General features: G+C 66.3%; 21 protein-coding genes. 10 read left to right on the top strand and 11 right to left on the bottom strand.

Annotation, left to right across the window (positions count from 1 at the left end; genetic code table 11):
* Window positions 1-11: 11 nt before the first annotated feature.
* Window positions 12-713 carry an NnrU family protein gene (locus tag H8F27_RS05335; protein ID WP_197153383.1) on the bottom strand — a complete coding sequence of 234 codons (702 nt, stop codon included), beginning with the start codon at window positions 711-713 and terminating at the stop codon, window positions 12-14.
* Window positions 714-853: 140 nt separating this feature from the next.
* Between H8F27_RS05335 and H8F27_RS05330 the strand changes: the two genes are divergently transcribed.
* Window positions 854-1,819: a LysR family transcriptional regulator gene (locus tag H8F27_RS05330; RefSeq protein ID WP_197151878.1), complete on the top strand. Its 966-nt coding sequence runs from the start codon at window positions 854-856 to the stop codon at window positions 1,817-1,819.
* 10 nt (window positions 1,820-1,829) lie between these two features.
* Here the strand turns inward: H8F27_RS05330 and H8F27_RS05325 are convergent, their stop codons facing one another.
* Both H8F27_RS05325 and H8F27_RS05320 read right to left on the bottom strand, forming a co-directional pair.
* A complete protein-coding gene (locus tag H8F27_RS05325) occupies window positions 1,830-2,465 on the bottom strand; it encodes a DUF3172 domain-containing protein (RefSeq protein WP_197151877.1) in 636 nt (211 codons plus the stop codon).
* Window positions 2,462-2,854, bottom strand: coding sequence for an NAD(P)H-quinone oxidoreductase subunit M (locus tag H8F27_RS05320; protein ID WP_197151875.1), 393 nt, complete (start codon window positions 2,852-2,854; stop codon window positions 2,462-2,464). The genes H8F27_RS05325 and H8F27_RS05320 overlap by 4 nt, the downstream gene beginning before the upstream one ends.
* A 102-nt stretch (window positions 2,855-2,956) precedes the next feature.
* Between H8F27_RS05320 and pds the strand changes: the two genes are divergently transcribed.
* Window positions 2,957-4,330 (top strand): 15-cis-phytoene desaturase, encoded by a 1,374-nt coding sequence (pds, locus tag H8F27_RS05315; protein ID WP_197151873.1) that lies wholly within the window; start codon window positions 2,957-2,959, stop codon window positions 4,328-4,330.
* A gap of 2 nt (window positions 4,331-4,332) precedes the next feature.
* Window positions 4,333-5,244, top strand: coding sequence for a phytoene synthase (locus tag H8F27_RS05310; protein WP_197151872.1), 912 nt, complete (start codon window positions 4,333-4,335; stop codon window positions 5,242-5,244).
* A gap of 20 nt (window positions 5,245-5,264) precedes the next feature.
* On the opposite strand, the gene H8F27_RS05305 is transcribed toward H8F27_RS05310, so the two are convergent.
* The 3 genes from H8F27_RS05305 to H8F27_RS05295 all read right to left on the bottom strand — a co-directional run bounded on the left by H8F27_RS05305 (window position 5,265) and on the right by H8F27_RS05295 (window position 7,969).
* A complete protein-coding gene (locus H8F27_RS05305) occupies window positions 5,265-6,119 on the bottom strand; it encodes an alpha/beta fold hydrolase (protein ID WP_197151870.1) in 855 nt (284 codons plus the stop codon).
* A gap of 73 nt (window positions 6,120-6,192) precedes the next feature.
* Window positions 6,193-6,618, bottom strand: coding sequence for an RNA-binding protein (locus tag H8F27_RS05300; protein WP_197151868.1), 426 nt, complete (start codon window positions 6,616-6,618; stop codon window positions 6,193-6,195).
* A 67-nt stretch (window positions 6,619-6,685) separates the two neighbouring features.
* Entirely contained in the window at window positions 6,686-7,969 is a 1,284-nt protein-coding gene (locus H8F27_RS05295) for a CCA tRNA nucleotidyltransferase (RefSeq protein WP_231596534.1), read from the bottom strand.
* Here H8F27_RS05295 and H8F27_RS05290 point away from each other — a divergent pair.
* The 3 genes from H8F27_RS05290 (at window position 7,962) to H8F27_RS05280 (ending at window position 9,546) form a co-directional block, all read left to right on the top strand.
* On the top strand, window positions 7,962-8,213 hold the full coding sequence (locus H8F27_RS05290) for a Ycf34 family protein (protein ID WP_197151866.1): 252 nt from the start codon (window positions 7,962-7,964) through the stop codon (window positions 8,211-8,213). The two genes, H8F27_RS05295 and H8F27_RS05290, sit on opposite strands and share 8 nt — an antisense overlap.
* 32 nt (window positions 8,214-8,245) lie before the next feature.
* Window positions 8,246-8,854 (top strand): tRNA (adenosine(37)-N6)-threonylcarbamoyltransferase complex dimerization subunit type 1 TsaB, encoded by a 609-nt coding sequence (gene tsaB, locus H8F27_RS05285; RefSeq protein ID WP_197151865.1) that lies wholly within the window; start codon window positions 8,246-8,248, stop codon window positions 8,852-8,854.
* A gap of 176 nt (window positions 8,855-9,030) precedes the next feature.
* Window positions 9,031-9,546, top strand: coding sequence for a YdcF family protein (locus H8F27_RS05280; RefSeq protein WP_231596639.1), 516 nt, complete (start codon window positions 9,031-9,033; stop codon window positions 9,544-9,546).
* On the opposite strand, the gene H8F27_RS05275 is transcribed toward H8F27_RS05280, so the two are convergent.
* From H8F27_RS05275 to rpaB, 5 genes are all read right to left on the bottom strand, one after another.
* Window positions 9,488-10,240 (bottom strand): 1-acyl-sn-glycerol-3-phosphate acyltransferase, encoded by a 753-nt coding sequence (locus tag H8F27_RS05275; RefSeq protein WP_197151857.1) that lies wholly within the window; start codon window positions 10,238-10,240, stop codon window positions 9,488-9,490. The two genes, H8F27_RS05280 and H8F27_RS05275, sit on opposite strands and share 59 nt — an antisense overlap.
* On the bottom strand, window positions 10,237-11,169 hold the full coding sequence (gene fabD / locus H8F27_RS05270; protein ID WP_197151855.1) for an ACP S-malonyltransferase: 933 nt from the start codon (window positions 11,167-11,169) through the stop codon (window positions 10,237-10,239). The genes H8F27_RS05275 and fabD overlap by 4 nt, the downstream gene beginning before the upstream one ends.
* 36 nt (window positions 11,170-11,205) lie before the next feature.
* Window positions 11,206-12,210: a beta-ketoacyl-ACP synthase III gene (locus H8F27_RS05265; protein WP_197153381.1), complete on the bottom strand. Its 1,005-nt coding sequence runs from the start codon at window positions 12,208-12,210 to the stop codon at window positions 11,206-11,208.
* A gap of 79 nt (window positions 12,211-12,289) precedes the next feature.
* Window positions 12,290-13,600, bottom strand: coding sequence for a phosphate acyltransferase PlsX (gene plsX, locus H8F27_RS05260; protein WP_197153380.1), 1,311 nt, complete (start codon window positions 13,598-13,600; stop codon window positions 12,290-12,292).
* Entirely contained in the window at window positions 13,581-14,351 is a 771-nt protein-coding gene (rpaB, locus tag H8F27_RS05255) for a response regulator transcription factor RpaB (RefSeq protein WP_197151853.1), read from the bottom strand. Before rpaB ends, plsX begins: the two co-directional genes overlap by 20 nt.
* A gap of 120 nt (window positions 14,352-14,471) precedes the next feature.
* Between rpaB and radA the strand changes: the two genes are divergently transcribed.
* The 4 genes from radA (at window position 14,472) to H8F27_RS05235 (ending at window position 18,646) form a co-directional block, all read left to right on the top strand.
* A complete protein-coding gene (gene radA, locus H8F27_RS05250; RefSeq protein ID WP_197151851.1) occupies window positions 14,472-15,920 on the top strand; it encodes a DNA repair protein RadA in 1,449 nt (482 codons plus the stop codon).
* 37 nt (window positions 15,921-15,957) lie between these two features.
* Window positions 15,958-16,218, top strand: a complete 261-nt coding sequence (locus H8F27_RS05245) for a hypothetical protein (protein ID WP_197151849.1) — start codon at window positions 15,958-15,960, stop codon at window positions 16,216-16,218.
* Between the two features lie 8 nt (window positions 16,219-16,226).
* A complete protein-coding gene (locus tag H8F27_RS05240) occupies window positions 16,227-16,655 on the top strand; it encodes a TA system VapC family ribonuclease toxin (protein WP_197151847.1) in 429 nt (142 codons plus the stop codon).
* Window positions 16,656-17,077: 422 nt separating this feature from the next.
* Entirely contained in the window at window positions 17,078-18,646 is a 1,569-nt protein-coding gene (locus tag H8F27_RS05235) for an IS5 family transposase (protein WP_197148269.1), read from the top strand.
* Window positions 18,647-18,788 lie beyond the last annotated feature (142 nt).

The raw sequence follows: 18,788 nt of genomic DNA, 5'->3' as shown, positions 1-18,788 counted from the left end.
GGGCCCGCCCATCAGGAGAGCCAGTGGCCCAGGCTGGAGCGGCTGAAGGCGGTGGCCCCGACGCCGATGTAGCGGTGCGCCCACCAGAACAGAGCCACGGCAATGACAATGCCCAGCTGGGCCGGCCGCAGGAACTCGCCGAGCACAAGCTGCTGGCGGCCATCCAGCACTGCTTTGAAGGGGATCACCGAGGTGCTGGCCTTGAGCTCTTCAAAGGCGGCTCCGAAGCGGTTGGCCAGGCGCCGGTCGCCGTTCCAAACCGCAAAGAGGTGGTGGGCGATCAGGCCAAAGCAGGCGACCAGCATGAAACTGCTGCCGATCCAGAGCAGGTGGGTGGCGCACCAGAGGATCTGGCCCACGGCCTGGGGGTGGCGGCTGATGCGGATGATCCCGGTGGCGTAGAGGCGCACCTGGGGCTTGAGCACCGCTGGGATCTCCAGCAGGTTGTATGTAGCCGGATACAGAAACAGGAAGCTGATGGCTGTGCCGGTCCACACCAGCGGCACGATCCAGGGCGCCTCCTGCAGGTTCCAGAGCCGGATGCCGTCGTAGCGGTGGGCCAGGAAGTAGCCGATCACCAGCACCGCTGAGGGGATGCTCACGGCGGCGAACAGCAGCCGCCAGGCCCGCTCGCCGATCCGCTCCACGCCCCATGCCCGCAGGGAGGCCCCGCCGCTGTGCACCACCGCAAAGGCGAGCAGCAGGGCCAGCATCACCCAGCTGCTGTGCTGTAAAGAGCTGGGGGGCACGGGCCGGATGGGGAGTTGTGAAGCTCCAGATTCTCGCCGCCAGAGTTCCCTCTTAGAGTTTTTTTCTCGCCAGCCGGCAGGCCCAGGTCCACCCAGGCAACCCGATGGCAGATCTTCCCTTCACCCTTGACCAGCTCCGCATCCTGCGGGCCATCGCCTCGGAGGGCAGTTTCAAGAAGGCTGCCGACAGCCTCTATGTCACCCAGCCGGCGGTGAGCCTGCAGATCCAGAACCTCGAGAAGCAGCTCAGCGTCAGCCTGTTTGACCGGGGCGGCCGTAAGGCCCAGCTCACCGAGGCCGGCCACCTGCTGCTCAGCTACTGCGACCGGATCCTCAGCCAGTGTCAGGAGGCCTGCCGCGCCCTGGAAGACCTCCACAACCTGCGTGGCGGCTCCCTGATCGTCGGCGCCAGCCAGACCACCGGCACCTACCTGATGCCGCGCATGATCGGCCTGTTTCGCCAGAAATACCCTGAGGTGGCGGTGCAGCTGCAGGTGCATAGCACCCGCCGCACCGGCTGGAGCGTGGCTAACGGCCAGGTGGATCTGGCGATCATTGGCGGCGAATTGCCCAGTGAGCTCTGTGAGCTGCTGCAGGTGGTGCCCTATGCCAGCGATGAGCTGGCCCTGGTGCTGCCGGTGAAGCACCCCCTGGCCCGCCTGCCGGAACTCACCAAGGACGACCTCTACCGGCTTGGCTTTGTCTGCCTCGATGCCCAGTCCACCACCCGCAAGATGGTGGACCAGCTGCTAGCCCGCTCCGGCCTGGATGTGGCCCGTCTCAAGATCGAGATGGAGCTCAACTCGTTTGAGGCGATCAAGAACGCCGTGCAGAGCGGCCTGGGTGCCGCCTTCCTGCCGGTGGTGTCGATCGAGCGGGAGCTCTCGGCGGCCAGTCTGCACCGCCCCCAGGTGGCCGACCTGCTGGTGCGTCGTCAGCTCAAGCTGATCAGCCACCCGGCCCGCTACTGCTCCCGGGCCGCCGACGCCTTCCGCAAGGAGGTGCTGCCGGTTTTCGCCAGCCCCGACAGCCCCCTGCGTCGGCCCCTCCAGCAGGAAAGCCCTGCCTGAGGCCTGTTGCTCAGAACTGGTCGGATTCCGGGGTGATGCCCACGGTGCTGTCGGCCACGCCCTTGGTGAGGAACTTGTTCTCGCTGATGTCTGTCTGGTAGACGCAGCGCACGATCGGTTTGTCCTTCACCGAGCCGATGTAGGCGAAGGTGTTCATCCGCTGCTTGCACTGGCGCATCTGCTCGGAGGTGACAGCTCCTTCTTTCTGCAGCACGCTCCAGTTCTCCCTGCGGATCACGCAGCCGGGCTTGAGCGCCGGCTGGGTCACAAAACTCGAGCTGGGGTTCATGGTCGTGTAGAGCTCAATGTCCATCACGAAGGCGCTGGCGCCCCACTGGCGGCAGAACTCCGGATCGGGCACGGCCATGTCGAGCTGCTGGGAGCTGGCGATGTTGCCCTGGTCACCCTGGGTGGTGCTGGAGAGGCCTGTGCCGATGCCGATGCCCACCACCAGCACCCCGGCCAGGATGGCCATGGTGGCCACGTTGAACTTGAAGGGTGCGTTGCCGCCAACGGGCCCTCCCCCCCCAGGGGCGGGGCCTGGGTCGGGCCTGCCCCGCCCCCTGTCGCTCCCCCCCCTTTCATAGGGATCGTCGGCGTAGGGGTCTCTGCGGTAGCGATCGGCGTTGTAGCGGGAGCGGCTCACAGGTTTTCGCTGCTGCGGGGCAGGCCCATGGAGTAATTGAGCACCCTGGCGTCGGGGTTGTAACGCAGCTCTCCGGCCTGGAGGAGTTGCCGGATTAGCCCTTCGAGCTCGGAGCCGATGTGGCGCAGGTTGTATTCGCTGAGTTCGGCCCCGGCATGGGCCGAAACCAACTCGCGGAACTGGTCTTGAACCTTGGCCAGCACGGGCCCGTCCCAGAGGAATTCGTTGTCCGGATCCAGATCCATGGTGAGTTGGCTGGGATCGGCCACCAGGTTGCCCTTGTCCACGTGGGCGGTGAACAGCCGCACGTGGCGGGTGGTGGATTTCAGTAGGGTCGCGCTGCCCAGCTGTTCTGGGTTGCCAAGCTCAGTGGTGTGGGGGTCGGCCATGGGAAAGCGATTACGGGCACCCGATCACGTAACTCTAGAAAGCTTCCCGGCCGCAGCGGCCCAGGGCCCCCTTTAGGGTTGCCCCTGGATTCAAGAGCAGATATGCGCGTCGTCATCGCCGGAGCAGGGCTCGCCGGGCTGTCGTGCGCCAAATACCTCTGTGACGCCGGCCACACCCCAGTGGTGGTCGAGGCTCGCGACGTGCTCGGCGGCAAGGTGGCGGCCTGGCAGGACGCAGACGGCGACTGGTATGAAACCGGTCTGCATATCTTTTTTGGCGCGTACCGCAACATGCGCCAGCTCCTCAAGGAGCTGGACATCGAAGACCGGCTGCAGTGGAAGAGCCACTCGATGATCTTCAACCAAAAGGAAACCCCAGGCACCTACAGCCGCTTCGAGTTTCCCGACATCCCGGCCCCCTTCAACGGCTTGGCGGCGATCCTGGGCAACAACGACCTGCTCACCTGGCCCGAGAAGATCGCCTTTGGCATCGGCCTGGTGCCGGCTATCCTGAGGGGTCAGCAGTATGTCGAGGAGTGCGACAGGTACTCCTGGACGGAATGGCTGCGCATCCACAACATCCCAGAACGGGTGAACGATGAGGTGTTCATCGCCATGGCCAAGGCGCTGAATTTCATCGATCCCGATGAGATCTCCAGCACCGTGGTGCTCACCGCCCTCAACCGCTTCCTGCAGGAGAGCGATGGCTCGAAGATGGCCTTCCTTGATGGCAACCCACCCCAGCGGCTCTGCCAGCCGATCGTTGACTACATCGAGGCCCGCGGTGGTGAGGTGCATCTCAATGCCCCCCTGCGCCAGATCGAGCTCCATGCCGATGGCACGGTGAAGGCCTTCCAGATCGGGGGCATCAAGGGCCAGGAGCCCCGCACCCTCACGGCCGATGCCTACGTGAGTGCCATGCCGGTTGACCCCTTCAAACTGTTGGTGCCTGAGCCCTGGAAGGAAATTCCCTACTTCAAGAAGCTCGATGGCCTCAATGGCGTGCCGGTGATCAACATCCACCTCTGGTTTGATCGCAAGCTCACCGAGATCGACCACCTGCTGTTCAGCCGCAGCCCTCTGTTAAGTGTGTATGCGGACATGAGCAACACCTGCCGGGAATACGAAGACCCCGATCGCTCCATGCTGGAGCTGGTCTTTGCCCCCGCAAAAGACTGGATCGGCCGGCCGGATGAGGAGATCGTGGCCGCCACCCTGGAGGAGCTCAAGCGCCTGTTCCCGCTGCACTTCAGCGGCGATGACCAGGCCCAGCTGCGCAAGTCGATCGTGGTGAAAACGCCCCTCTCGGTGTACAAAACAGTGCCGGGCTGCCAGCAGCTGCGGCCCGACCAGGCCTCGCCGATCGCCAACTTCTTTCTGGCGGGCTGTTACACCATGCAGCGCTATCTGGCTTCGATGGAGGGGGCAGTGCTCAGCGGTAAGCAGTGCGCCCAGGCCATCTCAGCAACGGCCTGACCATGGTGGTTTCCGCCCTGCCCAACCTCGACCAGGCCTACGAGGCATGCAGGCGAGAAACGGCTGAATGGGCCAAAACCTTCTACCTGGGCACCCTGCTGATGCCAGCAGCCAAGCGGCGGGCGATCTGGGCCATCTACGTGTGGTGTCGCCGCACCGACGAGCTGATGGACAGCGCCGAGGCCCAAGCCCGGCCTGTGGCGGAGTTGGCCGGGCGGCTGGACCGCTGGGAGGAGCGCACCCGCAAGCTCTTCGCCGGCGAAGTGCACGACGGCCTCGACCTGGTGATGCGCGACACGATCGAGCGCTATCCCCAGCCCATGCAGGCCTATCTCGACATGATCGAAGGCCAGCGGATGGACCTGAACCAGCACCGCTATGAAAATTTTGAGCAGCTCGAGCTCTACTGCTATCGGGTGGCGGGCACCGTGGGATTGATGACCCAGGAGGTAATGGGCCTTGACCCTGCCTACACCACTGCCCCCTGGAGCGATCGACCCGACACTTCCCGCTCGGCGGTGGCCCTGGGCATTGCCAACCAGCTCACCAACATCCTGCGGGATGTGGGAGAGGATCGCGGTCGCGGTCGCATCTACCTGCCCCAGGAGGATCTGGCGCGCTTTGGCTATAGCGAAGAGCAGTTGCTGGCCGGCGTTGTCAACGACAACTGGCGGGCATTGATGCGCTTCCAGCTGGAGCGGGCCCGCATGTGGTTCGCCCGTTCGGAGGCGGGGGTGCGCTGGTTGGCCCCAGATGCCCGCTGGCCGGTTTGGGCCTCATTGCGCCTCTATCGGGGCATTCTCGATGTGATCGAATCCCACGGCTATGACGTGTTCAACAAGCGGGCCTACGTGCCTCGGGCCGGCAAGTTGATCGATCTGCCCTTCTCTTACCTGGTGGCTCAGGTGCGCTGAGGCGCCAGAGAGGTCCAGTCCTACAGGATCCACTCCAGCAGGATCCCATTGACCAGCTCGGGTGCTTCATCGTGGGGGCAGTGGCCCAGCCCAGGCAGAATCCTCAACTCCTGGATGCAGCCAAAGCTGGCGGCCCAGCGGCGGGCTTCGGCGGGATCTTCCCAGGGATCGGCTTCGCCCCACAGCAGCCGCACCGGCAGGGGAGGGCTTGCCCCATCTAGCTCTGCCAGCAGCTGGGGGGCGAGATAGTCGTTGAACAGGTTTACGAAGCCCCGGAAGCTTTCCGTGGCTCCGGGGTCGGTGCTCGGGCGATGCAGCAGGGCCACCAGCTCGTCGTCGACGTGGGCGCCGCTGGGGTAGGCCCGGGCCAGCACGCGGCGGATGAAGGCCGGCCGGGCCAGCAGCCGAAACAGGGGGGTAACCAACCAACGCTGGCGCACCAGTTGTTTCACCAGGGGGCGGCTGGCCCGCTCCCAGCCCGGCAGCTGGGCGGCCCGCTTGTCGTCGAGGGTTCGCTGGGCGCAGTCAATCAGGATCACCTGGGCCGGGGTGATGCCGGCGGCCAGCAGCTGCCGGGCGGCGGTGAGGGCCACCATGGCGCCGATCGAGTTGCCGACAAGATGGACCTGGGTCGGCCCTTGCTCCTTAGGCCCCAGCAGCCTCTCGCGCACCAGGTCGGCCACCAGCTGGCCCCAGAGGTCGAAGCAGTAGTGAACCGCACCGGCCTGTTTGGGCTCACCAGATAGCCGGGATACGGGTTTGTCACTGGCGCCGAAACCGAGCAGATCTACCGCCACCACCCGGGCCCGATCAGCCAGGGCAGGCAGGTTGTGGCGCCAGTGACCCACCGAGGCCCCAAAGCCATGGATCAACACAATCCTGGTGGGGCAAGCGGGATCTCCCGCTTCGACCAGATGGATGCGGTGGCCCTGCCAGGTCCAGGCGAGTTCAGACAGCGGCCTTTTGGTTGGCGAGGAGATCCTTGAGCTTGGCCAGCTCCCCGGCCCAGCGGGGATCGGGGGCTTCGCTGTCGATGTTGTCGGCGTGCACCACCTTGTTCACGGCCTTGCGGGCCGGGGTGGGGGCACTGCCGCTGCGGCGCTCGGCGGGGGCGGCGCTGCGGCCTTCCTTGCGCTCGGAGATCTCGATGCGCAGAGTGTTACCGCCGAAGTCCTTGCCGTTGAGCTGTTCGATTACCGAGTCAGCCAGTTTCTGATCATCGGTGTTTACAAAGCCGAAGCCGCGGCAGGCCCCGGTTTCACGGTCGTTGACGGCCTTGAAGCGCACTCCCTCTCCCACGGCGGTAAACAGAGCCTCCAGCTCCTTGGCATCAAAGGTTTGCGGCAGGTTGCCGACGTAGAGGCGAATGCTCATGGGAAAGGGGTTGGAAAATTTTCAGCAGGCGAGGAGAAGCCTCTCGTTGCGCCTTGACAAGACGAAGTTAATCACGCCGCCGGCCTTGGCGTTGCCTCCACCAGCTCTCCGCCGCAGCCAGGGCCGCGCCCTCCCCTTCCGGCCCCGGGGGCAGGCGGCCGAAGGACCGCTCCAGGCTGAGGTGCTCGAGCAGCTGGCCCAGCTCCGGGCCGGCGGGGATGGCCAGCTGCTGTTGCAGGCTGCGGCCATCGAGGGGGGAGCGGGGATGGAACAGGGGGTCGGCGGGGTTGCGCCAGCGCTCCAGCAGCTGGGGGGTCGGTTCGGCCAGTAGCAGTATCAGGGCAGGGAAATCGGCCTCCAGCTGCCGCTGCAGGGCCAGGCAGCTCGACTCTGGCAGGTTTGCCCAGCAGCCCACCTGGGCCACCTGCTGCTGCCAGTGGCGCAGGGCCCGGCAGCGCTGTTGCAGGCGGTTGCTGCTGCGCAGGCCGGCCAGGGCTTCTGGGGGCAACAGGGCGCAGATCCTGGCCAGGGGCAGGGCCCACTCGATTTCGCCCTCGAGCAGGCCCCGCTGCCGGGCCCGCTCGAGGCTCAGCCCGGCCAGGTTGGCGCTGGCATCGGCGCCCCAGCCCTGCAGCAGGTTCCAGGCGAGCGCCTGGGCCAGGCCCCGTTCGCCCTGCTGGGCGGCCGCCAGTTTTGCCAGTTCCGCCAGCACCCGCTCGCCGGCGACGGTCGTGAGCTGGGCCCCATGGGATTGGATCCAGGCTGCGCTGCTGGTTTCAAGTGCAAAACCCAGGCTGGAGGCGAGCCGGATGCCCCGCAGCAGCCGCAGGGGGTCGGCGAGCAGGTTGGCCTCGCTCAGGGCCACCAGTTGGCGTTGCTGCAGATGGCCCAGGCCGCCGCTGGGATCCACCAGGGCGCTCGCAGCGCCCCCGCCGGCCGGCAGCGGCAGGGCGATGGCATTGACGCTGTAGTCGCGGCGCAGCAGGTCGGCCTCCAGGCTGGGGCCCCCGCGGCGGGCCAGGTCGAGATTCCAGCCCCCCAGCACCAGCCGGGCGATGTTGTGGTCGACGTCCAAGATCACCACAGTGCCGCCATGGTCCCTGGCGAGCTGGCGGGTCAGGGTGATGGCATCGCCGTCGACAACAAAGTCGAGGTCGGGTTGGGGCTCGAGGCAGCCCAGCAGGCCATCCCGCACCGCACCGCCCACCAGCGCCGTGCCGGCGGGCAGGGCCTGCAGGGGCAGGGGCCAGGGCTCGGCCAGCAGCCGTTGCCACAGCGCCTGGGCCACCTCGCCGGCGGGGCGGCCAGCGGTCACAATGGGTGCCTGGCTGGGCCTGGGCAGCATGTGCATCTGTGTGGATTGCCACTGGGTCGACCGCTGTCAGGCCTACCACGCGGTGGAGCGCCAGCATGGGGTTGCCCACCTCTGCTCCAGTCCCGACTTCCTGCCGCAGCAGCCCCGCATTCACGTACAGGTGCAGGATCTTGCTGGTGGGGGCGTGGGAGTGGAATGGGATGTCCGGGCCTGCCGCAGTTTTCAGCGCGACGGTGGCCGCTGGCTGCGCCTCTGCCCAGGCGCGGCCCTGCCGCCATGAGGGCCCCATGAAAGCGCCATGAGGGGGGGCTGATGGGCGCCGTGCTTGCCCTGCACAGCTCCAGCGATGTGCTGGGGGTTGGCGTGGCCTGGCCCGGGATGGCAGGGCCAGCCGAGCTGGGCGCCTTTCCGCTCGGCCGCGGCCTCGCCAACCAGTTGCTGGCCTGTATCGAGCAGCAGCTGCCGGCGGATCAGTGGCCCCAGTTGGACCGTCTGGCGGTGGCGATCGGGCCGGGGGGATTCACCAGCACCAGGCTCACGGTGGTGCTGGCCCGCACCCTCGCCCAGCAGCTCGATGTGCCCCTTGATGGGGTGGGCAGTTTTCTGCTGGTGGCCAGGCGGCTGGCGATCCAGCAGCCCACCTGGCTGGTGCAGGAGCTGGCCCGTCGCGGGGTGGTGGCGGGGTTGTATGGCCCGGCTCCCAGGGGCGACAGGGCGGCGGTGGTCGAGTTGGCGGCGCCCCGGCTGTTTGCCCCGGACACCCCCTTGCCCCCCGGCCCCCAGCTCGCTGCCGTCACCCAGCTGCCCGCCGACGTTGGCCAGCTGCTGGAGCTCAGTCTGCAGGCCCATGCCCAGGGCCTGGCAGCCCCCTGGCAGTCGGTGTTGCCGCTCTATCCCACCTCGCCGGTGGCCGGGATCTGATGGGGCGGGCATCCGGCCGCCATCCCAGAGATTCAGGGCGTCCAGGCCAATCCAGGCGCCCCAGGCGCCCAGGCCGATCCAGGCGCCCGAGGCGACGGCCTGGCCGGCGAGCTGGTGGCTTCCGTTGCGTTCTGGCTCTGGGGCTGGCCGTGGGCCTGCTCTGGCTGTCGCGCGGCATGTGGTGGCCCGCCCCGCCCCCAGCCCAGCTGATCCTGGTGCTGGGGGGCGATCCGGCCCGGGAGCAGCGGGCGGCGACCCTGGCGGCCCGTGACGGCCTGCCGGTGCTGGTGAGCGGCGGCAGCAATCCCGAATACGCCCACTGGCTGTTTGAACTGCGCCAGGGCTTGCCGCCCAGCCAGGTGCAGCTCGACTACCGCGCCAGTGACACCCTCTCCAACTTCACCTCCCTGGTGGACGACCTGAGGCGGGCCCGCATCCGCCACGTCCTGCTCGTTACCAGCAGCGACCACATGGAAAGGGCCCTGCTCGTGGGCCGGATCGTTGCCGGCAGCCGGGGCATTCAGCTCACGCCCGTGCCCGTTGACTGCGCCGATAGCTGTCAGCCGGAGGGCCGCCGCAAGGTTTGGGGGGATGGGGTCCGGGCGGCTCTGTGGGTGCTGAGTGGTCGCGACCTCAAGGGCTGGGCGGCAGCCCATCTGCCTGGCTGGCTGGGGGGAGGGATCGGTCGTTGATCAGGCCCTGGTCCAGCAGGGCATTGATCTGGGCCTGGCAGGCGGCGGTGACGGCGTCCAGGTCTGGGCGGCGCCGGGACGCCGGCGGGGGGATCGGCGTGCCGATGCGGATGTGGATCGGCACCAGCCGGGCGCTGGCCTGCCCCCGGCCCAGGGCCCGGTGGCTGTTGATGATCGCCACCGGCAGCAGGGGCGCTCCGGCCCTGGCCGCCAGCAGGGCAGCTCCGGCCTGGGGTGCGTTGACCCGGCCATCGGCCTGGCGGCTGCCGTCGATGAATACACCGGTGGCCCAGCCCTGCAGCAGGCGGTCGGTGGCGGTGCGGATTGCCTCACGGTCGCTGGCGCCGCGGGCCACCGGGTAGGCCCCGCAGGCCCGGATGATCGGGCCCAGGATCGGCACCCGAAACAGCTCGGCCTTGGCCATGAAGGCGACGGGCCGGCCCAGGGCATGGCCCAGTAGGGGCGGGTCGAGGTGGGAGCCGTGGTTGGCCACTACCACCAGCGCCCCTTCCAGCGGCACCTTGGCGTTGCCACTGGTGCGGCCGCGGAAGAGCAGCCTGAACACCGGAAAAACCAGCAGGTAGCTGATCAGCCGGTAGGTGAGGCTGGGCCTGGGCGTGCGAATCAGGGCCGGGGGCTCGGCGGGTTTGCGGCGGCGCAGGGCCCGTTTGACGGCGGCGACGGGCCGGTTCATGGGGTGCTGGCCAGCCCCAGATCGGCAGCCCCCAGATCGAAACCACCCAGATCGGCAGCACTGTTGATCTGGGCGGAAACGATGGCTGGGCAGCTGCGTTTAATCAGGCCGCTGAGCACGGCACCGGGCCCGATCTCCACGGCGGTGGTGACCCCGAGGGCGCCGAGCTGGTCCATGGTTTCGCGCCAGCGCACCCCCGTGGTCATCTGCCGGATCAGGCGGGCCTTGAGGGCCGCCCCGCTGGTCTCCGGAGTGGGATCGGTGTTGCTGAGCACGGGGATGGCCGCATCGGCAAAGGGCACAGCCCCCAGCTCCCGGCCAAAGGCCTCAGCCGCGTCGGCCATGAGGGGGGAATGGAAGGCGCCGCTGACGGCCAGGGGAACGGCCCGCTTGCAGCTGAGTTGGCCGCTGACGGCCGCCACCGCATCGGGGTGACCGGAGAGCACCACCTGGGCGCTGCTGTTGTCGTTGGCGATCACCACCCCTTCGGTGGCGGCCACCAGGGCCTCCAGTTCGCCGCGGTCGAAGCCGATCACCGCCGTCATGGCGCCGCCGCCCGCCTGGGCCATCAGGGTGCTGCGTCGCTGCATCAGGGCCAGGCCAGTGGCGAAGTCGAACACCCCGGCCACGTGCAGGGCCACCAGCTCGCCCAGGCTGTGGCCAGCTACAACCTGGGCGGTGCGCCCCTGGGCCTGGAGCGCCTCGGCCAGCAGGCTTTCGATCACAAACAGGGCCGGCTGGGTGTTGCGGGTGTCGTTGAGGTCGCTGAGCTCGCCTGTGGCGCTGCCGGCGCAGATGGCCAGTAGATCGCGACCCAGCAGCTCTGAGGCCTGTTCAAACCGTTGCCGGGCCCGGGGCAGCTCCAGCAGGCCTGCGGCCATGCCGACCTTCTGGGAGCCCTGGCCAGGAAATACCCAGGCAATGCCCATGGCGCGCCCCTTTGCAAGTTGGCCAGGAGATTAGGGCTAGGGCTGGGCTGCGCCGCGGGGGCCGCTCCAGCGCAGCAGGGCCGCGCCCCAGCTCAGGCCGGCGCCGAAGCCGCTGCTGGCCAGCAGATGGCCCGGTTGCACCCGCCCGTCCTTGACGGCCTCATCGAGCATCAGCGGAATGGTGGCGGCCGAGGTGTTGCCGTAATGGGCCAGGTTGCTGAGCACCTGGGCATGGGGCACCGCGAAGCGGTCGGCCACCGCGTCGAGAATCCGCTGGTTGGCCTGATGCAGCAGCAGCCAGTCGAGCTGCCCGGGGGCGGTGCCGGTGGCTTCCAGCAGCTCGGCCAGGATCGCCGGTACCTCGCGCACCGCGAACTTGTAGACCTCCTGGCCATTCATCTGGATTGGTGCAAAGCCCCCCTGCTGGGCCGTGAGCCCCCCGAGTAGGGGGGCATGGCGATCCAGCTGGGCCAGGGTGAGGCAGGCGTTGCGGCTGCCATCGGAGCGCATGCGAAAGCCCAGCAGGCCGTTGTCGCTGGCCCCGCAGGCCTCCACCGCCACGGCGGCGGCACCATCGCCAAACAACACGCAGGTGCTGCGGTCGTCCCAGTCAACCCAGCGGCTGAGCTGGTCGGCGCCAATCACCAGGGCGCGCCCCATCGCCCCACTGCCCAGGTATTGGCCGGCGGTGATCAGGGCAAACAGAAAGCCGCTGCAGGCGGCGGTGAGATCAAAGGCGACGGCCCGGCTGGCCCCCAGGGCCCCCTGCACCCGCGGGGCCGTGCCGAACAGGTCGTCCGGGCTGGAGGTGGCCAGCAGGATCAGGTCGAGATCGTCCGCCGTCCAGCCGGCATGGTCGAGGGCGAGCTGGGCAGCCCGGCTGGCCAGGCAGGTGAGGGGTTCGTCGGGTCCGGCCACCCGGCGAGCGCCGATGCCCGTGCGGCTGCGGATCCACTCGTCGCTGGTCTCAACCCGCTCCCCCAGTTGCTGGTTGGAGATGCTGGCCGCCGGCACGGCACTGCCGCAACCCACAAGGGCCATGCCGAATGGACCGATGCCGACCCTCACTGGTGGGGGGACTGCGCCTTGCGACACCGGATTCAGCCTGGGATCGGCTCAGTCAATCACAGGCGACCGCTGCCCCATTCCCGCCCAGGGCATGGAGGTTGGCCATCACCCCGCCGCTGGCGGCGGAATGGGCCAGGCGCAGGGCGCTGAGCACCGAGAGGGCCCTGCTGCTGCCATGGCCGATCACGCACACCCCATCCACCCCCAGGAGCAGGGCGCCGCCGTGCTCGGCGTGGTCGAGGCGCTTTTTGATGCGGCGCAGGTTGTTGATCAGGAAGGCCGAGCCCACCTTGCCGCGCCGGCCCCGGGGCAGCTCCTCCTTGATCACATCCAGCAGCACGCTGCCAACGCTCTCAAGGAACTTGAGCAGCACATTGCCGGTGAAGCCATCGCACACCACCACGTCGAAGTTGCCGGAGAGGATGTCTCGGCCCTCGCAGTTGCCGGCAAAGACAAAGCGCTGCTCCCCGGCCAGCAGCGGGTAGGTGCGCAGGCAGAGCTCGTTGCCCTTGCACTCCTCCTCGCCGATATTCACCAGGCCGATACGGGGCTTGGCCACCTGCAGCACATCGCGGCTGTAGATGTGGCCCAGCAGGGCCCACTGGTGCAGGTAAGCGGGCTTGCAGTCCATGTTGGCGCCCACATCCAGCACCAGCACCTGCTGTTCGGTGTCCTTGGTGGGGAAGAGGGCGCCGATGGCGGGGCGATCGATGCTCGGCAGGCGCCCCAGCCGGAAGATCGCAGAGGCCATGACTGCGCCGGAGTTGCCGGCGGAGTACACCGCCATGGCCTCGCCCTGTTTGACCAGGTCCATGGCCCTGTTGATGCTGGCATCGCGCTTCTTGCGAACCATCGTGGCCTCCTCGTGCATGCCGATCGAGGGGCCGCTCGGCACCAGCTCGATCAACCCCCTGGCCACGGCCCCGTCGAGCTGGTCCTGCAGGTCCATGGCGGCTACCGCGGCCTGGAGCGGGGCGCTCTCGGCCACAAAGCGCACCCGCAGGGGCAGCAGCTCCACGGCGCGCAGGCAGCCCTCGAGGATGGGGCCGGGGGCATGGTCCCCGCCCATGCCATCAACTGCGACCCAGAGGCGGTCGGAGTCGTTGATCGGCGTGTTCTCATCCGGTCCGCCCAGGCCGCGTTGCAGGCGCCGCAGGGGATCAAAGACCAGCGGCTGCAGCACGGTGTTGGCCATGCTGCCGGCCACGCTGGTGGCGGTGCCGGCGGTGTTGGCGGCGGAGCTGGCCGCTGAGGTGGCCGTATCAACCAGGCTGGTGACCGCCGCGTTGCGGCGATACCAGATCACCAGTCGGCGGATCGCCCGGCTGGGCTTGGCGCGCTTGTCAGGACCCTTCGGAGACAACGGCGTCAACAATGCGTTGGAACAGATAGCCGGTGCCCCGAGCCGTGAGGATCAGCTCGGGGTTGGCCGGATCGTCCTCCAGTTTGGAGCGCAGCCGGGAAATATGGACATCCACCACCCGGGTGTCCACATGGCGCTCCGGCGTGTAACCCCACACGTCCTTGAGAATCTCGCCGCGGCTGAAGGGTTCGCCGCTGCGGCTGACCAGCAGCTCCAGCAGGCTGAATTCCATGCCGGTGAGGCGGATGCGCTCGTCACTGCGGTAAACCTGGCGCTTGTTGGTGTCGATGCGCAGGTCGCCGACGCTGATCACGCCGGAATTGGGGATGCCGGCCACGGCCTCCTTCTCCACCCGCCGCAGCACGCAGCGGATGCGGGCCTCCAGCTCCTTGGGGCTGAAGGGCTTGACCACGTAGTCGTCGGCGCCGAGCTCCAAACCGGTGATGCGATCGGCCACATCGCCCAGGGCGGTGAGCATCACGATCGGCACATCCGATTCCTTGCGCAGCTCCTGACAGACGCCGTAGCCATCGAGCTTGGGCATCATCACGTCGAGCACCACCAGGTCGGGCTGGCAGGTTTTGAACAGCTCCAGCGCCTCGACGCCATCGCTGGCGGTGACCACCTGGTAGCCAATCATGGAAAGCCGGGTTTCCAGAATGCGGCGGATGCTGGCCTCGTCATCAACGACCAGGATGGTCTCTTTGCCGTGCTGGGTTCCGAGCGGGGGGGTGGGGGCGGAAGCCGTCATCAATGCAGCCGGGCTGGTACATCAGATAGCCCCTACTGAAAAGGTATGAGGGGCGAACTTTTCATTCGCCGCCACCTTTCTTCATAGAGACCCGTTCCGCCAGTCCCCTCCTCCCTGCCCGTGGCCAAGCCCAGCTCCGTTTTTGTCTGCACCAGCTGCGGGGCCCAGACGCGCCAGTTTTTTGGCAAGTGCGCCGCCTGCGGCAGCTGGAACACCCTGGTGGAGCAGAAGGCCGGCCCGGCTGCCGACAGCCGCAGGCGGCGACCGGTGGCGGCTGCCGCTGGCGTCAAGGCGTTGGAAGGCGGCTCGGCAGGGCAGCCGAGGCGTTCCGAGCCGATCCAGGCGGTGGGGGAGCGGGCCCTGCAGCGGCTCAGCAGCGGCTACGGCGAGCTCGATCGGGTGCTGGGCGGGGGCTTGGTGCCGGGCTCCCTGGTGCTGGTGGGCGGCGACCCGGGCATCGGCAAGAGCACCCTGCTGCTGCAGAGCGCCTGTTCGATGGCCAGCCGCGCCTCGGTGCTCTACGTGAGTGCCGAAGAATCGGCCCAGCAGGTGAAGCTGCGCTGGCGCCGGCTGGCCCCGACCACCCAGGCCGATGTCCCCCCCAGCGCCAATTTCCAGCTCCTGGCCGAAACCGACCTGGAGCTGGTGCTGCAGGAGCTCGAGAGTCTGCGGCCGGCGGTGGCGATCATCGACAGCATCCAGGCCCTCCATGACGCCGAATTGGCCAGTGCCCCCGGCTCGGTGGCCCAGGTGCGCGAATGTGCCGCCGCCCTGGCCCGCATCGCCAAGCGCCAGGAAACGGCCCTGCTGCTGGTGGGCCACGTCACCAAGGAGGGTGCCCTGGCGGGCCCGAAGGTGCTCGAGCACCTGGTGGATGCGGTGCTCACCTTCGAGGGCGACCGCTTCGCCAGCCACCGGTTGCTGCGGGCGGTGAAGAACCGCTTCGGTGCCACCCACGAGCTGGGGGTGTTCGAAATGCGTGATCTGGGCCTGGCCGAGGTCACCAACCCCAGCGAGCTGTTTCTGGGCGGCGACGAACCCAGTGCAGGCACCGCCACGATCGTGGCCTGTGAGGGCACCAGGCCCCTGGTGGTGGAGCTCCAGGCCCTGGTGAGCACCACCAGCTATGCAAGCCCGCGCCGCAGTGCCACCGGTATCGCCGTGGGCCGCCTGCACCAGATTTTGGCGGTGCTCGAAAAACACCTGGGCCTGCCCCTGTCGCGCTTCGACTGCTACCTGGCGGTGGCCGGCGGCCTGGAGGTGGAGGAGCCCGCAGCGGATCTGGGCGTGGCCACGGCGGTGGTGGCCAGCTACCGCGACCTCACCCTGCCGCCCGGCACGGTGCTGGTGGGGGAGCTGGGCCTGGGCGGCCAGCTGCGGCCTGTGGGCCAGCTGGAGCTGCGGCTGCAGGAGGCGGCGCGGCTCGGCTTCACCCGGGCGGTGCTGCCGAAGGGCAGCGGCCTGGCCAAGACGGCCGCCAGCCTGGGGTTGCAGCTGCTGGAGGCGGGCACGGTGGCCGAAGCCCTGGTGGCGGCCCTGGGGGTCAATCCGGCCGACGATCGGGCCTGATCATCAAGATGCAAGGTGCGCGCATTAAGATGCATCCATGCGCACCACGCTCACCATCAGCGACGCTCTTTACGTGCAGGCCAAGCTGCAGGCTGCCCGGGAGGGCGCTTCGGTGGGCGCGGTGTTCGAGGCGGCGCTGCAGGCCTATCTCGATCGAGCGCGTCAGCTGGCGCGGAGCGAGCTTCCTCCCCTGCCGGTGCATGGGGGGGGTGTGCTGCGCCCAGGTGTTGATCTTGATGACATGTCGGCACTCCGCGCGTTGCTTGATGAGGGCCTGCCGCTGGAGCAGCTGCGCTGAGCGTGATGGTGTGCGTTGACGTCAATGTGCTGGTGCAGGCCTGCCTGCAGATCTCGCCACGCCATCACGAGGCGCGTGCCTGGCTCTTGGCGAATCGTGCCGTTCCGGAGGGTCTGGGCCTGTTCTCTGTGGTGGTGAGCGGCTTCCTGAGGGTGGCCACCGACCGGCGCGTGTTCAGCGAACCCCTGGATGCGGCCGTCGCCATTGCCTTTATCGACAGCCTCACCGCTTCTCCGGCGGTGTCGATCCTGGATCCAGGCCCCCGCCATTGGGACCTGTTCCGTCAGATGGTGCTTGACCATCGGCCCAGCTCTCAGGACATGACCGATGTGTACCTGGCAGCAGCAGCCCTGGAGATAGGCGCCACCTGGGTGTCCTTTGATCGGGGCTTTGCCCGCTTCAAAGGGTTGCGCTGGCTGAATCCTGCTGATCTCTGAGGCCTGAGGCGACTCAGAAATACACGCCAACGCGGCCGCGACTGCTGGTCTTGAGCCAGTTCTAGGCCTCGATGTAGTTATTGGGCCCATTTGCCTGTGGCCATTTCTGGTTGCCACGAGCCAAGTGTAGTTTTCAATTTAGCTACGAAGACCCAGATCGCCAAACTTAATGGGGTAGCTGGCCATGTGCTTCAGAATCAAGAAGCTATTACTATTTCCCCTTGCGGGGATTTAACCCAGTTCTCGAAGATGGCGCTTGGGCGAGTAAAGGCTAGGCGGGCAGGGCGGGTCAGGGGGGAACTAATTAGGGACTCCTGAAAAAGCCAAATCGACTGCAGCGCAGCTTGTTTCAGCGATCTAAATTTGATAAACTGGGCTCGTTCAGGGCAATTGACGATTGCTACAACTGCTGAGCACTGCAGATGTACCAGAAACGCCATAACGGGCAGCTCTCAATCGAGGATTTCCATCTGCCTTTTGGCGGCACGTTGGACACGGACAATCGCTGGGTAATCTTCTCCTCCCTGATGCCATGGGAAGAGTTGGAGGAATCATATGCACCTCAGTTCAATCCCACCACTGGCGCCCCAGCAAAGCCTGTACGGCTGGCATTTGGTGCGCTGTTCATCAAGCAGCGGCTTGGTCTGACCGACGAGGAGACCGTTGAGCAGATCCGAGAAAACGCTTACATGCAGTATTTCCTTGGCTATGCCGGCTATTCCAGCAAGGCACCATTCGACCCATCAATGATGGTTCATTTCCGCAAGCGTTTCTCCGAAGAGGAACTCACCCGGATCAATGAACTCATTGCCGAGCGGGGCAAGGCCATGCTGATGGAGGTTGTGGCGTCACAACAAGATGACGACGACACTAACGATCCAAGTGCCTATGCTGACAACCAGCTCTCACTTGACGACTTTGTGAAGCCGGCCGATTGGCCAGAAGGCAAGAATTGGGGAACACTCAGCATTGACGCCTCGTGCACACCAGCCGACATTACCTATCCAACTGATTTGAAGTTGCTCAACGAAGCGAGGGAGTCGACCGAACGGATCATCGACGATCTCTGCGAACAGAATTCAGACCTACGGAAACACAGTCCCCGATATGACCGTGGCAAGGCGCGTGCCAATTTCCTCAGGGTTGCTAAGCAGAAAAAGCCGCGTCGCCGCAAAATCAAAGCCACGATACGACGCCAGCTGGACTATCTGCAGCGGAATCTTGATGCTATTGATGCCCTGATCCACTCCGGGGCAATGCTTTCGGGCTTGAAGACCCATTGGTGGCAGAAGCTCCTCGTGATCAGCGAGCTGCACCGCCAGCAAAGCATCCTGCTGTACTCGAAAACGCGCAGCATGCCCGATCGTATCGTGAACTTGGTTCAGCGACACGTTCGGCCCATGGTTCGTGGTAAAACGAGAGCTGCTGTTGAGTTTGGCGCCAAAATTAGTGTTTCTGTGCGAAATGGCTTTGCCTTCCTGCACAGGATCAGCTGGGATCCATACAACGAATCCGAAGACTTAATTCCACAGGCCATGAAATACAAGCAAGAGCATGGCTGCTACCCCGAGCGAATCTGCGCTGATCGAATCTACATCAATACCAAGAACCGAAACTTCTGCACTCGGAACGATATACGGCTCTCTGGTAAGCGATTGGGGAGGCCGCCGAAGAATCCAGAGATCAGTGCTGCTCACAAGCAGCAGCTAAGCGCTGACCAGCGGAGGCGAAATGAAGTGGAGGGATGCTTTGGATCAGGGAAGAGGAAGTATTCACTGGACTTGATTATGGCTCGGCTGAGCAAAGGTGCAGAGAACTCCATCTCCATGGCCTTTGTGGTGATGTGCGCAGAGAAGATCCGGAGGCTCCTCCGCCTCTTTTTTATCACTATTTTTGCCTGGTTATGTACCTGGAAATGGCCAGGTAGTCTCTGGATGGGGCTCAGGAACATTTGGCAGCTTGAAACAAACCAATCACTGGCCACTGGATAACCGTGCGTTTGGGCTGCCTACGCCCTGCTATTTGGCTGCGATCGGATCCAGGTTGCGGTTCTTTTTTCAGGAGTCCCTAATTATTCTAGGGATAGCATAATTGACCTGACCATTGTTGAAACAAGCATCAGTATTCCGGCCT

Source organism: Synechococcus sp. CBW1108 (genome assembly GCF_015840335.1).
GTDB lineage: Bacteria > Cyanobacteriota > Cyanobacteriia > PCC-6307 > Cyanobiaceae > Cyanobium_A.
The sequence above is the reverse complement of the archived record's forward strand: the minus strand, read 5'-3'. Positions and strand labels throughout refer to the sequence as shown.